The sequence below is a fragment of the Actinoplanes sp. NPDC026623 genome (assembly GCF_040638275.1).
GTDB lineage: Bacteria > Actinomycetota > Actinomycetes > Mycobacteriales > Micromonosporaceae > Actinoplanes.
In genome coordinates this window covers 1-21,601 of record NZ_JBEZXZ010000153.1, presented here as the reverse complement: position 1 = coordinate 21,601, position 21,601 = coordinate 1, and the positions used below count along the sequence as shown (strand labels likewise).

Genomic DNA, 21,601 nt, shown 5'->3' with positions numbered 1-21,601 from the left:
GCGCCCTGGTCCGCCCGGCGCCCCGCCGCCGGGCCACCGACGCCGGCGAGGACGGCGCACCGCAGTCCCTGGCCGCCCGGCTGTCCGCGCTGGACGAGGCCGGACGCGACCAGTTCCTCACCGACCTGATGCGCCGCACCGTCGCGCTGGTGCTCGGCCACGACGGCGCCGGCGCGATCGACACCACCCAGGCGTTCACCGACCTCGGCTTCGACTCGCTGACCTCGGTCGAGCTGCGCAACCGGCTCGCCGAGCAGACCGGCCTGCGGCTGCCGGCCACACTCACCTTCGACCACCCGACCCCGGCCGCGCTGGTCCGCGAGCTGCGGGCCCGGCTGGGCGGCGAGGCCACCCCGGTGGCGGCGATCGCGGCACCGGCCGGCGACCAGTCCGCCGACCCGATCGTGGTCGTCGGCATGAGCTGCCGCTATCCCGGCGACGTCCGCTCGCCCGAGGACCTGTGGGCGATGGTCGCCGCCGGCGGCGAGGGCATCACCGAGTTCCCGGACGACCGCGGCTGGGACCTGGCCCGGCTGTTCGACCCCGACCCGGACCGCACCGGCACCTCGTACGTCCGGGAGGGCGGCTTCCTGCACGACGCCGCGCTGTTCGACCCGGCGTTCTTCGGGATCAGCCCGCGCGAGGCCCTGGCGATGGACCCGCAGCAGCGGCTGCTGCTGGAATCGTCCTGGGAGGCGCTGGAGCGCTCGGGCATCGACCCGGCCACCATCCGCGGCAGCCGGACCGGCGTCTTCGTCGGCGTCATGTACGGCGACTACGCCTCCCGGGTGCGCGAGTTGCCGCCCGAGGTCGCGGACTTCGTCGGCAACGGCAACTCCTACAGCGTCGCGTCCGGCCGGGTCTCGTACACGCTCGGCCTCGAGGGCCCGGCCGTCACGATCGACACCGCCTGCTCGTCCTCGCTGGTCACCCTGCACCTGGCCGTGCAGTCGCTGCGCCGCGGCGAATGCACGATGGCCCTCGCCGGCGGCGTCACCGTGATGGCCACCCCGGACACGTTCATCGACTTCTCCCGGCAGCGCGGCCTGGCCCGCGACGGGCGCTGCAAGTCGTTCGCCGCGGCGGCCGACGGCACCGGCTGGGGCGAGGGCGTCGGCATGCTGGTCCTGGAACGGCTCTCCGACGCGACTGCCAACGGGCACCGGGTGCTCGCCGTCGTACGCGGCTCGGCCGTCAACCAGGACGGCGCCTCGAACGGCCTGACCGCCCCGAACGGGCCCTCGCAGATGCGGGTGATCCGGCAGGCGCTCGCCGACTCTGCCCTGCGACCGTCCGACGTGGACGTCGTCGAGGCGCACGGCACCGGCACCACGCTGGGTGACCCTATCGAGGCGCAGGCCCTGCTGGCCACGTACGGGCAGGACCGCGCCGGGGAGCCGCTCTACTTGGGCTCGCTCAAGTCGAATATCGGCCACACCCAGGCGGCGGCCGGGGTCGGCGGCGTCATCAAGATGATTCAGGCGATGCGGCACGGCGTCATGCCGCGGACCCTGAACGTCGACCAGCCCAGCACCCAGATCGACTGGGAGTCGGGCGCCGTCGAACTGCTGACGTCGGCCCGCGACTGGCCGGCGCTGGACCGCCCGCGCCGCGCGGGTGTCTCGTCGTTCGGCATCAGCGGCACGAACGCGCACGTGATCCTGGAGCAGGCCCCGGCGGTCGAGCCCGCCGAGGTCGAGCCGGTCGGCGGGCCGGTGCTGCTGACCCTGTCGGCGCGCTCGGCCGCGGCCCTCGAGGGCCAGGCCGCCCGTCTCACGTCACTCCTCTCCGCCGACGAGGACATCGCGCCCGCCGACCTGGCGTTCTCGCTGTCCGCGCTGCGCGGCCGGATGCCGGTCCGCGCCGGAGTGGTCGGCGCGACCCGCGAGGAACTGCTCGACGGCCTGCGGACGATCGTCCCGGCCGAGGCGGCGACGACCCGCGGCCCGGTGTTCGTGTTCCCGGGTCAGGGTGCGCAGTGGGTCGGCATGGCCCTGGACCTGGTCGCCGAGTCGCCGGTGTTCGCGGCGGCGCTGCGGGAGTGTGCGGAGGCGCTTGCCCCGCACGTGGATTGGGATCTGTTCGAGGCGCTTGGTAGCGAGGAGTTGCTGGCGCGGGTTGATGTGGTGCAGCCGGCGTCGTTCGCGGTGCATGTCGCTCTGGCGCGGTTGTGGGAGTCGGTCGGTGTGCGTCCGGCGGCGGTTCTGGGTCATTCGCAGGGTGAGATCGCGGCGGCTCATGTGGCGGGTCTGTTGTCGCTGGCTGATGCGGCGCGGGTGGTGGCGGTGCGTTCGAGGGTGCTGACGGCGCTGGCCGGTACCGGTTTGATGGCATCGATCGGGTTGCCCGAGTCGGCGTTGACGCTGCCGGACGGTGTGTCGGTCGCGGCCGTGAATGCGGCCACGTCGACGGTGATCGCGGGTGAGCCGGGCGCGGTGCGGCAGGTGGTTGCCGATGCGGAGGCTTTGGGGGTTCGCGCGCGGTTGATCGCGGTGGATTATGCGTCGCATTCGCCGATGGTCGAGTCGCTGCGGGAGTCGTTGCTGACGGAGCTCGGTGAGGTGCGGGCTGCGGCTGGTGTGGTGCCGATGTTGTCGACGGTGACCGGCGAGTGGATCGACGCGGCGAGCGCGGATTACTGGTTCGAGAATCTGCGCCGGCCGGTCCGGTTCGCTGATGCGGTTTCCACGCTTACCGCTGACGGGTTCGGTTTGTTCGTTGAGGTTTCGGCGCATCCGGTGGTGTCGGTGCCCCTATCCGACATGGTGCCGGGTGTGGTGGGCACGCTGCGCCGCGACGAGGGTGGCTGGCGTCGTTTCCTCGCCTCGGCGGGGGAGGCGTTCGCCGCCGGCGCCGACGTCGACCTGGCACCCGCCGGGCGCGCGATCGACCTGCCGACGTACGCGTTCGAGCAGCATCGCTACTGGCTCGAATCGGCCGGCACCGTCGGCGACCTCGCCTCGGCCGGCCTCGGCTCCACCGAGCACCCGCTGCTCCCGGCCGCGGTCCTGCTGCCCGACGGCGACGGCGTCGTGCTCACCGGCCAGGTCGCCGCGAACAGCCCCGCATGGCTCGCCCAGCACGAGGTGCTAGGCACGGTCCTGCTGCCCGGCGCCGCGTTCGTCGAGATGGCCGTGCGCGCCGGCGACGAGGTCGGCTGCGACCGCGTCGAGGAGCTCACCCTGGCCGCACCCCTGGTCCTCGGCGACCGCCCGGTCCTGCTGCGGGTCGTCGCCGGCGCCGCCGACGAGAACGACCGCCGCCCGGTGACCATCCACTCCTGCCCGGACGGCGAAACCTGGACCACGCACGCCGTCGGCACCCTCGCGACCGGCGCGACCGCCCCGGCCGCGGAGCTCACCACCTGGCCGCCGCCCGGCGCCCGGCAGGTACCGACCGACACCTTCTACGACAGCCTCGACGGCTACGGATACGGCCCGATCTTCCAGGGCCTGCGCCGGGCCTGGCGCCGCGGCGACGAACTGTTCACCGAGGTCGCCCTCCCCGACGCGGCCGCCGCCGACGCGGGCCGGTTCGGCCTGCACCCGGCGCTGCTCGACGCCGTCCTGCAGGGCAGCGTGCTGCTCGACGACGACCCGGCGGTCACCATGCCGTTCTCGTTCGCCGGCGTCACCCTGCACGCCACCGGCGCCACCGCGCTGCGCTGCGCGATCACCCGCACCGGCCCGAACAGCATGGCGATCCGGGTCGCCGACACCACCGGCGCGCCCGTCGCCACCGTCGACGGGCTCGACCTGCGCGCCGTCTCCGCCGACCAGCTCGCCGGGGACGCGAGGCCGGCCGGGCACCAGGACCTCTTCCGGGTCGAGTGGCCGGTCCAGCCGGTTCCGGCGGACGGGTACGCCGGCACGTGGACCGAGGCCGACAGCCTGGACGAGCTGACCGGCGACGTGCCGGACGTCGTCCTGCTGCCGCTCACCGGCCCGCACACCGGGGACCTGGCCGCCGACGTACACCGGGGATCGGTCGCCGCCCTGGCGACCGTGCAGCGGTGGCTGTCCGACGAGCGGTTCGCCGGCTCGCGGCTGGCCCTGGTCACCCGTGGCGCGGTGCAGGCCGAGCCGGGCGAGCACCTCACCGACCTCGCCGTCACCGCCGCGCGCGGCCTGGTGCGCTCGGCGCAGGCCGAGAACCCCGGCCGGTTCGTGCTGATCGACCTGGACGCCGCCGCGGGCTCCCGGGCCGCGCTGCCCGCCGTGTTCGCGCTCGACGAGCCGGAGATCGCCCTGCACGGCGGCGTTGTGCGGGTCCGGCGGCTGGTCCGGGCGGCCGGCGACGAGCTGATCCCGCCGGCCGGCGACCGGTGGCGGCTCGACGTCACCGCCAGCGGCACCCTGGAGAACCTCACCCTCGCTCCCGCGCCGGACGCGGCCGCGCCGCTCAAGGACGGCGAGATCCGGGTCGCGGTCCGCGCCGCGGGCCTGAACTTCCGCGACGTGGTCACCGCCCTCGGCATGGTCACGGTCAACGAGATCATGGGCGGCGAGGCGGCCGGCGTGGTCCTCGAGGCCGGCCCGGGCGTCACCGACCTCAAGGCCGGCGACCGGGTGGCCGGGCTGTTCACCGGCTCGTTCGGGCCGGTCGCGGTCACCCACCGCACCCAGCTCGTGCCGCTGCCGGCCGGCTGGACGTTCGCCGAGGCCGCCGCGATCCCGGTCATCTACGTCACCGCGCTGTACGGCCTGGCGGACCTCGCCGACCTGCGGCCCGGCCGGCGGATCCTGGTGCACGCCGGCGCCGGCGGAGTCGGCATGGCCGCCGTGCAACTGGCCCGCTGGATGGGCGCCGAGGTGTTCGCCACCGCCAGCCCGGCCAAGTGGGACGTGCTGCGCGGGATGGGCCTCGACGAGGACCACATCGCCAGCTCGCGCGACCTGGGCTTCGCCGAGAAGTTCGCCCGGGTCACCGGCGGCGCCGGGATGGACGTGGTGCTGAACTCGCTGGCCCGCGAGTTCGTCGACGCCTCGCTGGACCTGCTGCCGCGCGGCGGGCACTTCCTGGAGATGGGCAAGACCGACATCCGCGACGCGGCCGAGGTCGGCGCCCGGCACCCGGGCGTGCGGTACGCCGCCTACAACCTGCCGGACTTCGACCCGGACCGTACGCAGGAGATGCTGGTCCAGATCTTCGCGCTGTTCGCCGCGGGGGTGCTGGCGAAGCTGCCGGTCACCGCGTGGGACGTGCGCCGGGCCGCGGAGGCGTTCCGGTTCATGTCGCAGGCCCGGCACGTCGGCAAGATCGTGCTGACCGTGCCGCGCGCGGCCGATCCGCTCGGCACGGTCGTCGTCACCGGCGGCCTCGGCCTGGTCGGCGGGGTGGTGGCCCGGCGCCTGGTGACCGACCACGGCGTACGCAGCCTGGTGTTCACCGGCCGCCGCGGCCTGGCGGGACCCGGCGCCGCCGAGCTGGTCGCCGAGCTCGAAGCCCTCGGCGCCCTGGTCACCGTAGTGGCCGGCGACGTCTCCGACCGAGCCGTGGTGCAGCGCGTGCTGGCCGCCGTCCCGGCCGACGCCCCGCTGACCGGCGTGGTGCACGCGGCCGGCGTGCTGGACGACGGCCTGGTGTCGTCGCTGACCCCGGAGCGCCTCACCCGGGTGTTCGCCCCCAAGGTGGACGCCGCCGTGCACCTCGACGAGCTGACCCGCCACGCGGACCTGGCGTTCTTCACAGTGTTCTCGTCGGCCGCGGCCACCATGGGCGAGTCCGGCCAGGGCAACTACGCCGCCGCGAACGTCTTCCTGGAGAGCCTGATCGAGTCCCGCCGGACGGCCGGGCTGCCCGGCTCCGCGCTCGCCTGGGGCTTCTGGGCGCAGCGCTCGTCGATGACCGCGCACCTGTCCGAGGCCGACGTCACGCGGATGGCCCGCGGCGGCGTCCTGCCGCTCTCCTCCGAGCTCGGCGCCGAGCTGTTCGACGCCGGGATCGGCTCGCCGTGGGGCGTCCTCGCGCCGGTCCGGCTGGACCTCCCGGCGCTGCGGTCGGCGGTTCCGGTCCCGGCCGTGCTGCGCTCGCTGCTCGGCGGCGTACGCCGGGTGGCCGGCGCCGCCGCGACCGGCACCGAGTCCGGGTCCGGCCTGGTGGACCGGATCCGGAGCCTGCCGGCCGCCGACCGCGACCGGGCGCTGCTCGACCTGGTCCGCTCGCACGTCGGTTTCGTGCTCGGCTTCGGCGAACCCGAGCGGATCGGTGCCGGCCGCGCGTTCAAGGAGATCGGCTTCGACTCGCTCACCGCGGTCGAGCTGCGCAACCGGCTCAGCGCGGCCACCGGCCTGCGCCTGCCGGCCACCCTGGTCTTCGACTACCCGAGCCCGGCCGTGCTGGCCCGCCAGCTGCTGGCCGAGCTGCTGCCGGACGACACCGGCGGCGCCGAGCAGGACGACGAGGCGGCGCTGCGGTCCGCGTTCGCGGCGGTGCCGATCGCCCGGCTCCGCGAGGCCGGCGTGCTCGACACGCTGCTCGCCCTGGCCGGGGTCGCCGAGGCCGCCCAGCCCGGCACCGACGACTCCCTCGACGACATGGACGCGGCGGAGCTGATCCAGCTCGCGCTCAGCTCGTCCGACTCCTGACCCGACGCACCGCGACCTGGAGCCATAGATGACCACCTCGAACGCGCAGCTCGTCGACGCCCTCCGCACCTCGCTTCGGGAGACCGAGCGGCTCAAGCAGCAGAACCGCCGGCTGGTCGAGGCCGGCAGCGAACCGATCGCCATCGTCGGCGCGAGCTGCCGCTTTCCCGGCGGGGTGGACACGCCCGAGCAGCTCTGGGACCTGGTAGCTCGGGGCCGGGACGCGATGACGCCGTTCCCGGCCGACCGCGGCTGGGACGTCGACGGCCTCTACGACCCGGACCCCGACCGGGCCGGGACCACCTACGTCCGGGAGGGCGGCTTCCTGCACGACGCGGCGCTGTTCGACCCGGCGTTCTTCGGGATCAGCCCGCGCGAGGCCCTGGCGATGGACCCGCAGCAGCGGCTGCTGCTGGAGTCGTCCTGGGAGGCCCTGGAACGGGCCGGCCTCGACCCGGGCACGCTCGCCGGGAGCCGGACCGGCGTGTTCGTCGGCGTGATCCACAACGACTACACGTCCGGGCTGCGTACCGTGCCGGACGACCTCGAGGCGTTCCTGGGCAACGGCGGCGCGGCGAGCGTGGCGTCCGGCCGGGTCGCGTACACCCTCGGGCTGGAGGGGCCGGCGATCAGCGTGGACACCGCCTGCTCGTCGTCGCTGGTGGCGCTGCACCTCGCGGTGCAGTCGCTGCGCCGCGGGGAGTGCGCGATGGCGCTGGCCGGCGGCGCCTCGGTGATGGCCACCCCGGGTGCGTTCACCGAGTTCTCCCGCCAGCGCGGGCTCGGGCGCGACGGCCGGTGCAAGCCGTTCGCCACCGCCGCGGACGGCACCGGCTGGGGCGAGGGCGTCGGCATGCTCGTGCTGGAGCGGCTCTCCGAGGCGCAACGGCTCGGCCACCGGATCCTCGCCGTGGTACGCGGCTCCGCGGTCAACCAGGACGGCGCGTCCAACGGCCTGTCCGCCCCGAACGGCCCGGCCCAGCGCCGGGTCATCCGCGCGGCGCTGGAGAACGCCGGCCTGCAACCCTCCGATGTGGACGCTGTCGAGGCGCACGGCACCGGCACCACGCTGGGCGACCCGATCGAGGCGCAGGCGCTGCTGGCCACGTACGGCCAGGACCGCGACGGCGAGCCGCTGTGGCTCGGCTCGTTCAAGTCGAACGTCGGCCACACGATGGCCGCGGCGGGCGTCGGCGGCGTCCTCAAAATGATCATGGCTATGCGGTACGGCACGCTGCCCGAGTCGCTGCACGTCGACGAGCCCACGAACCGGGTCGACTGGGAGTCGGGCGCGGTCTCCCTGCTGACGTCCGCGCGGGAGTGGCCGGCGGTGGACCGGCCACGCCGCGCCGGCGTCTCGTCGTTCGGCATCAGCGGCACCAACGCGCATCTCATCCTGGAGCAGGCGCCGCCGGTCGAGGAGCCGCCGCGCGCGGCGAGCGCGCCGGTCGTGCCGTGGGTGGTGTCGGCGAAGTCGGAGGCCGCCCTCGGCGGCCAGATCGACCGCCTGGCCGCCGCCGGCGGCGAGCCGCTGGACATCGCCCGCAGCCTGGTCTCCACACGCGCTCTGTTCGGGCATCGCGTGGTGGCGGTCGGCTCGACGAGCGAGGAGCTGATCGCCGGTCTGCGGTCTGCGGTCCCGGTGGAGGCGGTCGCGGGTCGCGGCCCGGTGTTCGTGTTTCCGGGTCAGGGTGCGCAGTGGGTCGGCATGGCCCTGGACCTGGTCGCCGAGTCGCCGGTGTTCGCGGCGGCGCTGCGGGAGTGTGCGGACGCACTCGCCCCGCACGTGGATTGGGATCTGTTCGAGGCGCTGCGTAGCGAGGAGTTGCTGGCGCGGGTGGATGTGGTGCAGCCGGCGTCGTTCGCGGTGCATGTCGCTCTGGCGCGGCTGTGGGAGTCGGTCGGTGTGCGCCCGGCGGCGGTTCTGGGTCATTCGCAGGGTGAGATCGCGGCGGCTCATGTGGCGGGTCTGTTGTCGCTGGTCGATGCGGCGCGGGTGGTGGCGGTGCGTTCGCGGGTGCTGACGGCGCTGGCCGGTACCGGGTTGATGGCGTCGATCGGGTTGCCCGAGTCGGCGTTGACGCTGCCGGACGGTGTGTCGGTCGCGGCCGTGAATGCGGCCACGTCGACGGTGATCGCGGGTGAGCCGGGCGCGGTGCGGCAGGTGGTTGCCGATGCGGAGGCTTTGGGGGTTCGGGCGCGTCTGATCGCGGTGGATTATGCGTCGCATTCGCCGATGGTCGAGTCGCTGCGGGAGTCGCTGCTGACGGAGCTTGGTGAGGTGCGGGCTGCGGTTGGTGTGGTGCCGATGTTGTCGACGGTGACCGGCGAGTGGATCGACGCGGCGAGCGCGGATTACTGGATCGAGAATCTGCGCCGGCCGGTCCGGTTCGCTGATGCGGTTTCCACGCTCACGGCGGACGGGTTCGGTTTGTTCGTTGAGGTTTCGGCGCATCCGGTGGTGTCGGTGCCCCTATCCGACATGGTGCCGGGTGTGGTGGGCACGTTGCGCCGCGATGAGGGTGGCTGGCGTCGTTTCCTCGCCTCGGCGGGGGAGGCGTTCGCGGCGGGTGCCGAGGTCGACTGGGTGTCGGTGCTGCCCGCCGACGCCCGGCTGGTCGACCTCCCCACCTACGCCTTCGACCGGGACCGCTTCTGGCTCGAGAACACCGGCGGCCCCGGCGACCTGGCCGCGGCCGGACTCGGCGGCACCGAACACCCGCTGCTGCCCGCCGCGGTCGTCCTGCCCGACGGCGAGGGCGTCGTGCTCACCGGCAGGATCAGCGCCAAGGACCCGGCCTGGCTGACCGACCACGCCGTGCTCGGCACCGTGCTGCTGCCCGGCGCCGCGTTCGTCGAGATGGCCGTGCGCGCCGGCGACGAGGTCGGCTGCGACCGCGTCGAGGAGCTCACCCTGGCCGCACCCCTGGTCCTCGGCGACCGCCCGGTCCTGCTGCGGGTCGTCGCCGGCGCCGCCGACTCCGACGGCCGCCGCCCGGTCACCATCCACTCCAGCCCCGACGGCGAAACCTGGGCCACCCACGCCGTCGGCACCCTCGCGATCGGCTCAGCCGGCACGGTCAGCGACCTCACCACCTGGCCGCCGGCCGGGGCCCAGCCGGTCTCCACCGACGGCCTCTACGCCGGCCTGGCCGCCGACGGCTACCGCTACGGCCCCACCTTCCGGGGCGTGCGGCGCGTCTGGCGCCGCGGCGACGACGTCTACGCCGAGGTCGCCCTGCCGGAGCAGGCCGCCGACGCGGCCCGGTTCGGCCTGCACCCCGCCCTGCTCGACGCCGCACTGCACGCGATCGGGATCGACGGAACCCAGGACTCGGTGCGCCTGCCGTTCAGCTGGACCGGCGTCACCCTGCACGCGTCCGGCACCACCGGCCTGCGGGTGCATCTCGCCCCGGCCGGCGACGACACGGTCCGGATCGCCCTCGCCGACCTCACCGGCGCGCCGGTCGCCACCGTCGAGGCGATGACCCTCAGGCCGATCAGCGCCGACGGGCTCGCCGCGCCCAGCCCGGCCGACGAGGCGCTGTTCCGGGTCGCGTGGACCGCGATCGAGGCGCCCGCCGCCCCCGCGGAGCCGGTCACCGTCACCGATCTCGGCGACCTGACCGGCGACGTGCCCGCGACGGTCGTGCTGCGGCTGCCCGACATCGCCGAGGGCGACCCGCACCGGGCCACCGTGCAGGCGCTGGAACTCGCGCAGCAGTGGCTCGCCGACGACCGGTTCGCCGGGTCCCGGCTGGCCGTGGTCACCACCCGCGCGGTCGTGGCCGCACCCGGCGAACGGCTCGGCTCCCTCGCGTACGCGCCGGTCTGGGGTCTGCTCCGGGCGGCGCAGGCGGAGAACCCGGACCGGTTCCTGCTCGCCGACACCGACGGCTCCGAGGCCGCGCGGGCCGCCCTGCCCGCCGCGCTCGCCGCCGGCGAACCCGAGGTGGCCCTGCGCGGCAACACCGTCCTGGCCCGGCGACTCGTCCGGGTACGCGCCCGGGACACGCTCGTCCCGCCCGCCGGCGGCGCCCCGTGGCGGCTCGACGCCACCGTCCGGGAGAGCCTGGAGAACCTCGAATTCGTGCCCGCGCCCGAGGCGCACGCCCCGCTCGCGGCCGGCGAGGTGCGGGTCGGGGTGCGCGCGGCCGGCATCAACTTCCGCGACCTGGTGTCGCTGCTCGGCATGGCCGCCACCGAGGAGGTGATGGGCGGCGAGGCCGCGGGCGTGGTGCTCGAGGCCGGCCCGGGCGTCACCGACCTCAAGGCCGGGGACCGGGTGGCCGGCCTGTTCGTCGGCGCGTTCGGCCCGGTCGCCGTCACCCAGCGGGAATTCCTCGCCAGGATGCCGGCCGGCTGGTCGTTCGCGCGGGCGGCGGCCGTCCCGATCGCCTACCTCACCGCCTACTACGGCCTGGTCGACCTGGCCGGGGTGCGGGCCGGGCAGCGGGTGCTGGTGCACGCCGGCGCCGGCGGGGTGGGCATGGCCGCCGTGCAGCTCGCCCGGTCGCTGGGCGCCGAGGTGTTCGCCACCGCCAACCCCGCGAAGTGGGACGTGCTGCGCGGCCTCGGCCTGGACGACGACCACATCGCGTCCACCCGGGACCTGACGTTCGCGGCCAAGTTCGCCGAGGTGACCGGCGGGACGGGCATGGACGTCGTGCTCGACTCGCTGGCCCGCGAGTTCGTCGACGCGTCGCTCGGCCTGCTGCCGCGCGGCGGGCACTTCCTGGAGATGGGCAAGACCGACATCCGCGACGCCGCCGAGGTCGCCGAGCGGCATCCGGGCGTGCGGTACCGCGCGTACGACCTGGTCGAGGCGGGGCCGGCACGCACCGCGGAGATGCTCGCCCACCTGCTGTCGCTGCTCGGGTCCGGCGAGCTGGCCGGGCTGCCGGTCACCGCGTGGGACGTGCGCCGGGCCACGGAGGCGTTCCGGTTCATGTCGCAGGCGCGGCACGTCGGCAAGATCGTGCTGACCGTGCCGCGCGCCGCCGACCCGGCCGGCACGGTCGTGGTCACCGGCGGCCTGGGCACGGTGGGCGCGCTTGTCGCCCGCCGCCTGGTCACCACTCATGGCGTACGCGAACTGGTGCTCACCGGCCGCCGCGGCCTCGCCACCGACGGCGCCCCGGAGCTGGTCGCCGACCTGGAGGCGCTCGGCGCCCGGGTGACAGTGGTGGCCGGCGACGTCTCCGACCGGTCCGTGGTGCGGCGCGTGCTGGCCGCGGTCCCCGCCGGCGCCCCGCTGACCGGCGTCGTGCACGCGGCCGGCGTCCTGGACGACGGCCTGGTCTCGTCGCTCACCCCCGAACGGGTCCGCACGGTGTTCGCGCCCAAGGTGGACGCCGCGATCCACCTCGACGAGCTGACCCGCGACGCCGACCTCGCGTTCTTCGCGGTCTTCTCGTCGGCCGCCGCCACCCTGGGCGAGTCCGGCCAGGGCAACTACGCGGCGGCCAACGTCTTCCTGGAGAACCTGATCGAGTCCCGCCGCCGCGCCGGCCTGCCCGGTTCCGCCCTGGCCTGGGGCTTCTGGGAGGAGCGCTCGTCGATGACCGCGCACCTGTCGGACGTCGACGTCAGGCGGATGGCCCGCGGCGGCGTCCTGCCGCTCTCCTCCGAGCTCGGCGTCGAGCTGTTCGACGCCGGGATCGGCTCGCCCTGGCCGGTGGTGGCCCCCGTCCGGCTGGACCTACCCGCGCTGCGCTCGGCCGGGCAGCTCCCCGCCGTGCTGCGCACCCTCGTCGGCGCCGTCGTACGCCGTACGGCCGGCGCCGCGGTCGCGGCGAACGACGGCCTGGCCGACCGGATCCGCGGCCTGCCCGCCGCCGACCGGGAACGGGCGCTGCTCGACCTGGTCCGCTCCCACGTCGGGTTCGTGCTGGGCTTCGCCGAGCCGGAGCGGATCGGCGCGGGCCGCGCGTTCAAGGAGATCGGGTTCGACTCGCTGACCGCCGTCGAGCTGCGCAACCGGCTCGGCGCGGCCACCGGCCTGCGGCTGCCGGCCACGCTGGTCTTCGACTACCCGAGCCCCGGCGCGCTGGCCCGCCACCTGGTCGGCGAGCTCACCGGCGACGACCCGGCCCGCGTGCCCGACGAGCCGGTCGCGGCCGCCGCCGACGCCGAGCCGATCGCCATCGTCGGCATGAGCTGCCACTTCCCGGGCGGCGCCGACTCACCCGAGCAGCTCTGGGACCTCCTCGCGCAGGGCCGGGACGCGATGACGCCGTTCCCCGCCGACCGCGGCTGGGACGTCGACGGCCTCTACGACCCCGACCCGGACCGCACCGGCACCTCGTACGTCCGGGAGGGCGGCTTCCTGCACGACGCCGCGCTGTTCGACGCCGGATTCTTCGGGATCAGCCCGCGCGAGGCGCTCGCCATGGACCCGCAGCAGCGCCTGCTGCTCGAATCGTCATGGGAGGCCCTCGAACGCGCCGGCATCGACCCGGCCACCGTGCGCGGCAGCCGGACCGGCGTGTTCGTCGGCGTCATCACCAACGACTACACCACCTCGGTCGGGCTCGCCCCCGAGGACATCCAGCCGTTCCTCGGCAACGGCGGCTTCAACAGCGTCGCGTCCGGCCGGGTCGCGTACACCCTCGGGCTGGAGGGGCCGGCGATCAGCGTCGACACCGCCTGCTCGTCGTCGCTCGTCGCCCTGCACCTCGCGGTGCAGTCGCTGCGCCGCGGGGAGTGCACGATGGCGCTGGCCGGCGGCGCCTCGGTGATGGCCACCCCGATCGCGTTCACCGACTTCTCCCGGCAGCGGGGGATGGCCGCCGACGGGCGCTGCAAGTCGTTCGCCGCGGCGGCCGACGGCACCGGGTGGGGCGAGGGCGCGGGCATGCTGGTGCTCGAACGCCTCTCCGACGCCCGGGCCAAGGGGCATCACGTCCTCGCGGTCGTGCGCGGCTCGGCCGTCAACCAGGACGGCGCGTCCAACGGGCTCACCGCCCCGAACGGGCCGTCGCAGATGCGGGTCATCCGGCAGGCGCTGGCCGACGCGTCGCTCCGATCGTCCGATGTGGACGCGGTGGAGGCGCACGGCACCGGCACCACGCTGGGCGACCCGATCGAGGCGCAGGCGCTGCTGGCCACGTACGGGCAGGACCGCGACGGCGAGCCGCTGTGGCTCGGCTCGCTCAAGTCGAACATCGGGCACACCCAGGCGGCGGCCGGCGTCGGCGGCATCATCAAGCTGGTGATGGCGATGCGGCACGGGGTGCTGCCGCAGACCCTGCACGTCGACGAGCCCAGCCACGAGATCGACTGGGAGTCCGGTGCGGTCTCCCTGCTGACGTCGGCGCGGGAGTGGCCGGCGCTGGACCGGCCGCGCCGCGCGGGGGTCTCGTCGTTCGGCATCAGCGGCACCAACGCCCACGTGATCCTCGAACACGCGCCGCAGGAGTCTCCGGCGCCCTCCACCGGCGGCACCGGCGTCGTCCCCTGGGTGGTGTCGGCCAAGACGGCCGGGGCGCTCAGCGGGCAGGTCGGGCGCCTGGCCGCGGCCGCCGGTGCGGTCGCACCGGCGGACATCGCCCGCAGCCTGGTGTCATCGCGCGCCCTGTTCGGGCATCGCGTGGTGGCGGTCGGCTCGACGAGCGAGGAGCTGATCGCCGGTCTGCGGTCTGCGGTTCCGGTGGAGGCGGTCGCGGGTCGCGGCCCGGTGTTCGTGTTCCCGGGTCAGGGTGCGCAGTGGGTCGGCATGGCCCTGGACCTGGTCGCCGAGTCGCCGGTGTTCGCGGCGGCGCTGCGGGAGTGTGCGGAGGCGCTTGCCCCGCACGTGGATTGGGATCTGTTCGAGGCGCTTGGTAGTGAGGAGTTGCTGGCGCGGGTGGATGTGGTGCAGCCGGCGTCGTTCGCGGTGCATGTCGCGCTGGCGCGGTTGTGGGAGTCGGTCGGTGTGCGTCCGGCGGCGGTTCTGGGTCATTCGCAGGGTGAGATCGCGGCGGCTCATGTGGCGGGTCTGTTGTCGCTGGCTGATGCGGCGCGGGTGGTGGCGGTGCGTTCGCGGGTGCTGACGGCGCTGGCCGGTACCGGTTTGATGGCATCGATTGGGCTTCCTGAGTCTGATCTGACTCTTCCGCAGGGTGTGTCGGTCGCGGCTGTCAACGCGGCCACCTCAACGGTCATTGCCGGGGAGCCGGACGCGGTGCGGCAGGTGGTTGCTGATGCGGAGGCTTTGGGGGTTCGGGCGCGGTTGATCGCGGTGGATTATGCGTCGCACTCGCCGATGGTCGAGTCGCTGCGGGAGTCGCTGCTGACGGAGCTCGGTGAGGTGCGGGCTGCGGCTGGTGTGGTGCCGATGCTGTCGACGGTGACCGGCGAGTGGATCGACGCGACGAGCGCGGATTACTGGTTCGAGAATCTGCGCCGTCCGGTCCGGTTCGCTGATGCGGTTTCCACGCTTACCGCTGACGGGTTCGGTTTGTTCGTTGAGGTTTCGGCGCATCCGGTGGTGTCGGTGCCCCTATCCGACATGGTGCCGGGTGTGGTGGGTACGTTGCGCCGCGATGAGGGTGGCTGGCGTCGTTTCCTCGCCTCGGCGGGGGAGGCGTTCGCGGCGGGTGCCGAGGTCGACTGGGGGTCGGTGCTGCCCGCCGACGCCCGGCTGGTCGACCTCCCGACCTACGCCTTCGAACACCAGCGCTACTGGCTGGAGGCCGCACCCGGCACCGCCGACGTCGCCGCCGCGGGCCTGGGCCGGGCCGAGCACCCGCTGCTCGGCGCGGTCGTCCCGGTGGCCGGCGCCGATCAGGTGGTGCTCACCGGCCGCCTCTCCCGAAAGAGCCACCCCTGGCTCGCCGACCACGCCGTCCTCGGCACCGCCCTGCTGCCCGGCACCGCCTTCGTCGAGCTGGCGATCCGGGCAGGCGACGAGGTCGGCTGCGCCCGCCTCGACGAGCTGACCCTGCTTGCCCCGCTGGTCATCCCGGCCGACGGCGCGGTCCGGGTGCAGGCCACCGTCGGCGCCCCCGACGATGACGGCCGCCGCGAGGTCGCCGTGCACTCACAGGCCGGCGACGGCGGCGAGTGGATCACCCACGCGGCCGGCCTGCTCGCCGGGGAACCCGGCCCGGCCGGCTTCGACCTGGTGGCCTGGCCGCCGGCCGGCGCCGAGCCGATCGACCTGGGCGGCGGCTACGACGACCTGGCCGGGCGCGGCTACGAGTACGGCCCGTCGTTCCGCGGCCTGCGCGCCGCCTGGCGCCGCGGCGCCGAGATCTTCGCCGACGTCGCGCTGCCACAGGACGCCAAGGCCACCGGCTTCGTGCTGCACCCCGCCCTGTTCGACGCCGCCCTGCACGCGCTCGGCCTGGGCACCGCCGGCGCGGCCGTGCAACTGCCGTTCAGCTGGACCGGCGTCACCGTGCACGCGGCCGGCGCCACCACGCTGCGGGTGCGGCTGTCACCGTCGCCGGACGGCCGGCTCGCGCTGGCCGCCGCGGACGCCGGCGGAGCGCCGGTGGTGTCGGTCGACGCCCTGGTGCTGCGCCCGGTCACCGAGGCCCAGCTGCGCGGCGCCACCTCCGCCGCGGCCCTGCACACCGTCGGCTGGACGCCGATCGGCGACCTGCCGGCCACCGCGCCGGGCCGCTGGGCCGTGCTCGGCGCGCACGACCTGGGCCTGCCCGCCGCCGCCCGGCACGACGACCTCGACGCGCTGCTGGCGGCCGGCGGCGACGCGCCCGAGGTGGTGTTCGCGCCGATCACCGGCGACGGCCGCGACCTGCCCGCCTCGGTGCGGGCCACCACCGGGCACGCCCTGGACCTGGTGCAGCGCTGGCTCGCCGACGACCGGATGGCCGGTTCCCGGCTGGTGCTGGTCACCACCGGCGCGGTCGCCGGCGGCCCGGACCTGGCCGCCGCCGCGGTGTGGGGTCTGGTCCGGTCCGCCGAGGCGGAGAACCCCGACCGGTTCGGCCTGCTCGACCACGACCGCGGCCCGATACCGTGGCCGGCGGTGATCGCGGCGCTGCCCGGCGAGACCGAGCTGTCGGTCCGCGACGGCGAACTGCTCGTCCCGCGCCTCGCCCGGTCCACGGTGGCGGACCAGCCCGCCGGGTTCGACCCGGGCGGCGCGGTGCTGCTCACCGGCGGCACCGGCACCATCGGCGCGCACATCGCCCGGCGCCTGGTCACCGCGCACGGCGTACGCCGGCTGGTGATCACCAGCCGCCGCGGCCCGGACGCCGAGGGCGCCGCCGAGCTGCGCGCCGACCTGGCCGCCCTGGGCGCCGAGGCGGAGATCGTGGCCTGCGCCGCCGACGACCGGCCGGCGATGGCCGGGCTGTTCGCGGCCCACCCGATCCGGGCCGTGGTGCACGCCGCCGGCGTCACCGACGACGGCGTGGTCGCCTCGCTCGACCCGGCCCGCCTGGACACGGTGATGCGGCCCAAGGTGGACGCCGCGGTCGTGCTGCACGACCTGACCCGCGACCGCGACCTGACCGCGTTCGTGCTGTTCTCCTCGGGCGCCGGCACGTTCGGCAGCGCCGGGCAGGCGAACTACGCGGCCGCGAACGCGTTCCTGGACGCCCTCGCCGGCCACCGCCGCTCGCTCGGCCTGCCCGGCACCTCGATCGCCTGGGGCTTCTGGGCCCAGCGCAGCGAGCTGACCGGCAGGCTCGGCGACGCCGACGTGGCCCGGATGGGCCGCTCCGGCATCGCCGCGATGGACACCGGCACCGGCCTGGCGCTGTTCGACGCGGCCCTGGCCACACCGGATCCGGCGGTGGTGGCGGCGCGGTTCGACCTGGACCGGCTGCGGTCCCGGGCGGCCGACAACGGCGTGCCGCCGGCCCTGCGTGCCCTGGTGCGCGCCCCCAGCCGGCGGGCCACCGCGGCCGGCGCCGGATCCGCGTCCGAGGCCGAGGCGCTGCGCCGGCGGATAGCGGCGCTGCCGCCGGACCAGGCCGCCGCGGCGGTCCTCGACCTGGTACGCATGCACGTCGCCGGGGTGCTCGGCTTCGCCGGACCGCACGCCGTCGACGCCGACCGCGGCCTGGTCGACCTCGGATTCGACTCGCTGACCGCGCTCGAACTGCGCAACCGGCTCGGCCGCGCCATCGGCTCGAAGCTGCCGGCCACGCTGGTGTTCGACTATCCGACCGCCACGGCGGTCGCCGGGCACCTGCTCGACCGGCTGCCCGCCGACGCCCCGGCCGCGGCACCCGCCCTGGCCGAGCTGGACCGGCTCGAGGCGCTGCTGGCCGGGCCGATGGCCGACCAGGACCGCACCGGCGTCCGCGGACGCCTGCAGGAGCTGCTCAAGCGGCTCGGCGACGACCTGCCGGAGGAGCTCGGCGACGCCAGCGACGAGGAGATGTTCGCCTTCATCGACTCCCTGGCGTAGGCGCGGCGGAAGACGTTCCCGGGTGGCCGTGCCGGCCGCCCGGGAACGCTGTTTCGGCCAGGGGGCGCAGGGGCGCGCTAGGGGTGTCTGCCGCCCCGCCCGGCCAGCAGGCTAGAACCATGGAGAACGAGCAGAAGCTGCGCGAATACCTCAAGCGGGTGACCGCCGACCTGGCACAGACCAAGGATCGTCTGCGCGAGACCGAGGAACGCGCGGCGGAGCCGATCGCCATCGTCGGCATCGGCTGCCGGTACCCCGGCGGGGTCACCTCACCCGAGCGGCTGTGGGAGCTGGTGGCCGGCGGGCGGGACGCGATCTCGGCGTTCCCGGACGACCGGGGCTGGCCGCTCGACCGGCTCTACCACCCCGACCCCGAGTCGCCGGGCACCTACTACGCGACCGGCGGCGGGTTCCTCGACGGCGCCGCCAACTTCGACCCGGCGTTCTTCGGGATCAGCCCGCGCGAGGCCCTGGCCATGGACCCGCAGCAGCGGCTGCTCCTGCAGACCGCGTGGGAGGCGTACGAGCAGGCCGGCATCGACCCGGCCACCGTGCGCGGCAGCCAGACCGGCGTCTTCGTCGGCGTGATGTACCAGGACTACGCGACCCGCGCCGACACCACCCCGGCAGACCTCGAGGGCTACATCGGCAACGGCAACGCGTACAGCGTCGCGTCCGGCCGCATCTCCTACACGCTGGGCCTCGAGGGCCCGGCCGTCACGGTCGACACCGCCTGCTCGTCCTCGCTGGTCACCCTGCACCTCGCGGTACAGGCGCTGCGCCGCGGCGAGTGCACGATGGCCCTGGCCGGCGGCGTGACGGTGATGTCGACGCCGGACGTCTTCATCGAGCTGAGCCGCCAGCGCGGCCTGTCCACCGACGGCCGCTGCAAGTCGTTCGCGTCGGCCGCGGACGGCACCGGCTTCGCCGAGGGCGTCGGCCTGCTGCTGGTCGAGCGGCTCTCCGACGCCCAGCGGCTCGGCCACCAGGTGCTCGCCGTCGTACGCGGCTCGGCCGTCAACCAGGACGGCGCGTCCAGCAGCCTGACCGCCCCGAACGGCCCGTCCCAGATGCGGGTGATCCGGCAGGCGCTCGCCGACTCGGCCCTGCGACCGTCCGACGTGGACGTCGTCGAGGCGCACGGCACCGGCACCACGCTGGGCGACCCGATCGAGGCGCAGGCGCTGCTCGCCACGTACGGGCAGGACCGCGCCGGGGAGCCGCTCTACCTGGGCTCGCTCAAGTCGAACATCGGCCACACCCAGGCGGCGGCCGGCGTCGGCGGCGTCATCAAGATGGTCATGGCCATGCGGCACGGCGTCATGCCGCGGACCCTGCACGTCGACGAGCCCAGCGACCAGGTCGACTGGGAGACCGGCTCGGTCGAGCTGCTCACCGCGGCCCGCGACTGGCCCGCCCCGGACCGCCCGCGCCGCGCCGGCGTGTCCTCGTTCGGCATCAGCGGCACCAACGCGCACGTGATCCTGGAGCAGGCCCCGGCGGTCGAGACCGCCGAGGTCGAACCGGTCGACGGGCCGGTGCTGCTGACCCTGTCGGCGCGCTCGGCCGCCGCCCTGCAGGGCCAGGCCACCCGCCTCGCCGAGCTCCTCTCCGCCGACGACAGCGTCGCGCCCGCCGACCTGGCCTGGTCGCTGACCAACCGTCGCGGCCGGATGCCGGTCCGCGCCGGCGTCGTCGGCGCGACCCGCGAGGAACTGCTCGACGGCCTGCGGACGATCGTCCCGGCCGAGGCGGCGACGACCCGCGGCCCGATCTTCGTCTTCCCGGGCCAGGGCGCCCAATGGGTCGGCATGGCCCTCGACCTCGCAGCCGAGTCGCCGGTGTTCGCGGCGGCGCTGCGGGAGTGTGCGGACGCACTCGCCCCGCACGTGGATTGGGATCTGTTCGAGGCCCTGCGTAGCGAGGAGTTGCTCGCCCGGGTGGATGTGGTGCAGCCGGCGTCGTTCGCGGTGCATGTCGCTCTGGCGCGGCTGTGGGAGTCGGTCGGTGTGCGCCCGGCGGCGGTTCTCGGCCACTCCCAGGGTGAGATCGCGGCGGCTCATGTGGCGGGTCTGTTGTCGCTGGCTGATGCGGCGCGGGTGGTGGCGGTGCGTTCGCGGGTGCTGACGGCGCTGGCCGGCACCGGTTTGATGGCATCGATCGGGCTTCCTGAGTCTGATCTGACTCTTCCGCAGGGTGTATCGGTCGCGGCTGTCAACGCGGCCACCTCAACGGTCATTGCCGGGGAGCCGGACGCGGTGCGGCAGGTGGTTGCCGATGCGGAGGCGCTGGGGGTTCGCGCGCGTCTGATCGCGGTGGATTATGCGTCGCACTCGCCGATGGTCGAATCCCTACGGGAATCGCTGCTCACGGAGCTCGGTGAGGTGCCGGCTGCGGCTGGTGTGGTGCCGATGCTGTCGACCGTCACCGGCGAGTGGATCGACGCGACGAGCGCGGATTACTGGTTCGAGAACCTGCGCCGGCCGGTCCGGTTCGCCGACGCCGCGACTGCGCTGGTCGCCGACGGGTACGGGCCGTTCATCGAGGTCTCCGCGCACCCGGTCGTCTCGGTCCCGCTGGCCGACACCGGCGCCCGGGTGGTCGGCACCCTGCGCCGCGACGAGGGCGGCACCCGCCGCTTCCTGACCTCCGCCGGCGAGGCGTACGCCACCGGCGTCCCCGTCGACGTCACCCCCGCCGGACGGCCGGTCGACCTGCCGACGTACGCGTTCGAGCAGCACCGCTTCTGGCTGGAGGCCGGCGAACCCGCCGCCACCGGCCCCGCCGCCGACCCGGTCGACGAGCGGTTCTGGACCGCCGTCGAGGACGGCGACCTGACCACCCTCGCCGCCGACCTCGGCGTCACCGCGGCCGACGACCGCGCCTCGCTCGGCACGATGCTGCCGCTGCTGGCCGGCTGGCGCCGCCGCGAACGCGTCCAGGCCGCCGCGGACTCCTGGCGCTACCGGATCACCTGGCGCCGCCTGGCCGAGCCCGCCACCGCGCACCTGCCCGGCACCTGGCTGCTGATCGCCGCGCCCGGACCCGACACCACAACGGTCGCCGCCGCGATCACCGGGCACGGCGGCACCGTCGTGCACCTGGACTCCGCCGCCGGGATCGCCGCGGCGGCCGACGGCGCACGCGCCGTGGTCTCGCTGCTCGCCGACGACCGCCGCCCGCACCCGGACGCCCCGCACGTCACCGCCGGACTGGCCGCCACGCTCGACCTCGTGCGGGCGATGGACGCGGCACAGCTCGACGTACCACTGTGGATCGTCACCCGCGGCGCCGACACCGAACCGGCCCAGGCCGCGATCCAGGGCCTCGGCCGGGTCGCCGGGCTCGAGCACCCGCGGCGCTGGGGCGGCCTGATCGACCTCACCGGTGACGCCGACGCCCGCACCGCCGCCCGGCTCGCCGGGACCCTCGCCGGCATCGGCGACGAGGACCAGCTCAGCATCCGCCCGGACGGCGTACACGCCCGCCGCCTCGCGCACGCCCCGATTCCCGCCGGCGCCGCGGAGCACCGCTGGCGGCCGCGCGGCACCGTGCTCATCACCGGCGGGGCCGGCGCGCTCGGCGCGCACGTCGCCCGCAGGCTCGCCACGGACGGCGCCGAGCACCTGCTGCTCACCGGCCGCCG

Annotated in this window: 3 protein-coding genes; all 3 read left to right on the top strand. The window is 75.1% G+C overall.

Annotation, left to right across the window (positions count from 1 at the left end):
• The coding region (locus AB0F10_RS32845) for an SDR family NAD(P)-dependent oxidoreductase (RefSeq protein ID WP_360633951.1) at positions 1-6,587 on the top strand (6,587 nt) is incomplete at its 5' end.
• Positions 6,588-6,615: 28 nt separating this feature from the next.
• The gene (locus AB0F10_RS32840; protein WP_360633948.1) at positions 6,616-17,955 is read left to right on the top strand and encodes an SDR family NAD(P)-dependent oxidoreductase; all 11,340 of its coding nucleotides are present in this window, start codon (positions 6,616-6,618) and stop codon (positions 17,953-17,955) included.
• Between the two features lie 119 nt (positions 17,956-18,074).
• Positions 18,075-21,601, top strand: a 3,527-nt coding sequence (locus AB0F10_RS32835) for a beta-ketoacyl synthase N-terminal-like domain-containing protein (RefSeq protein ID WP_360633945.1), incomplete at its 3' end; no start/stop codon positions are given.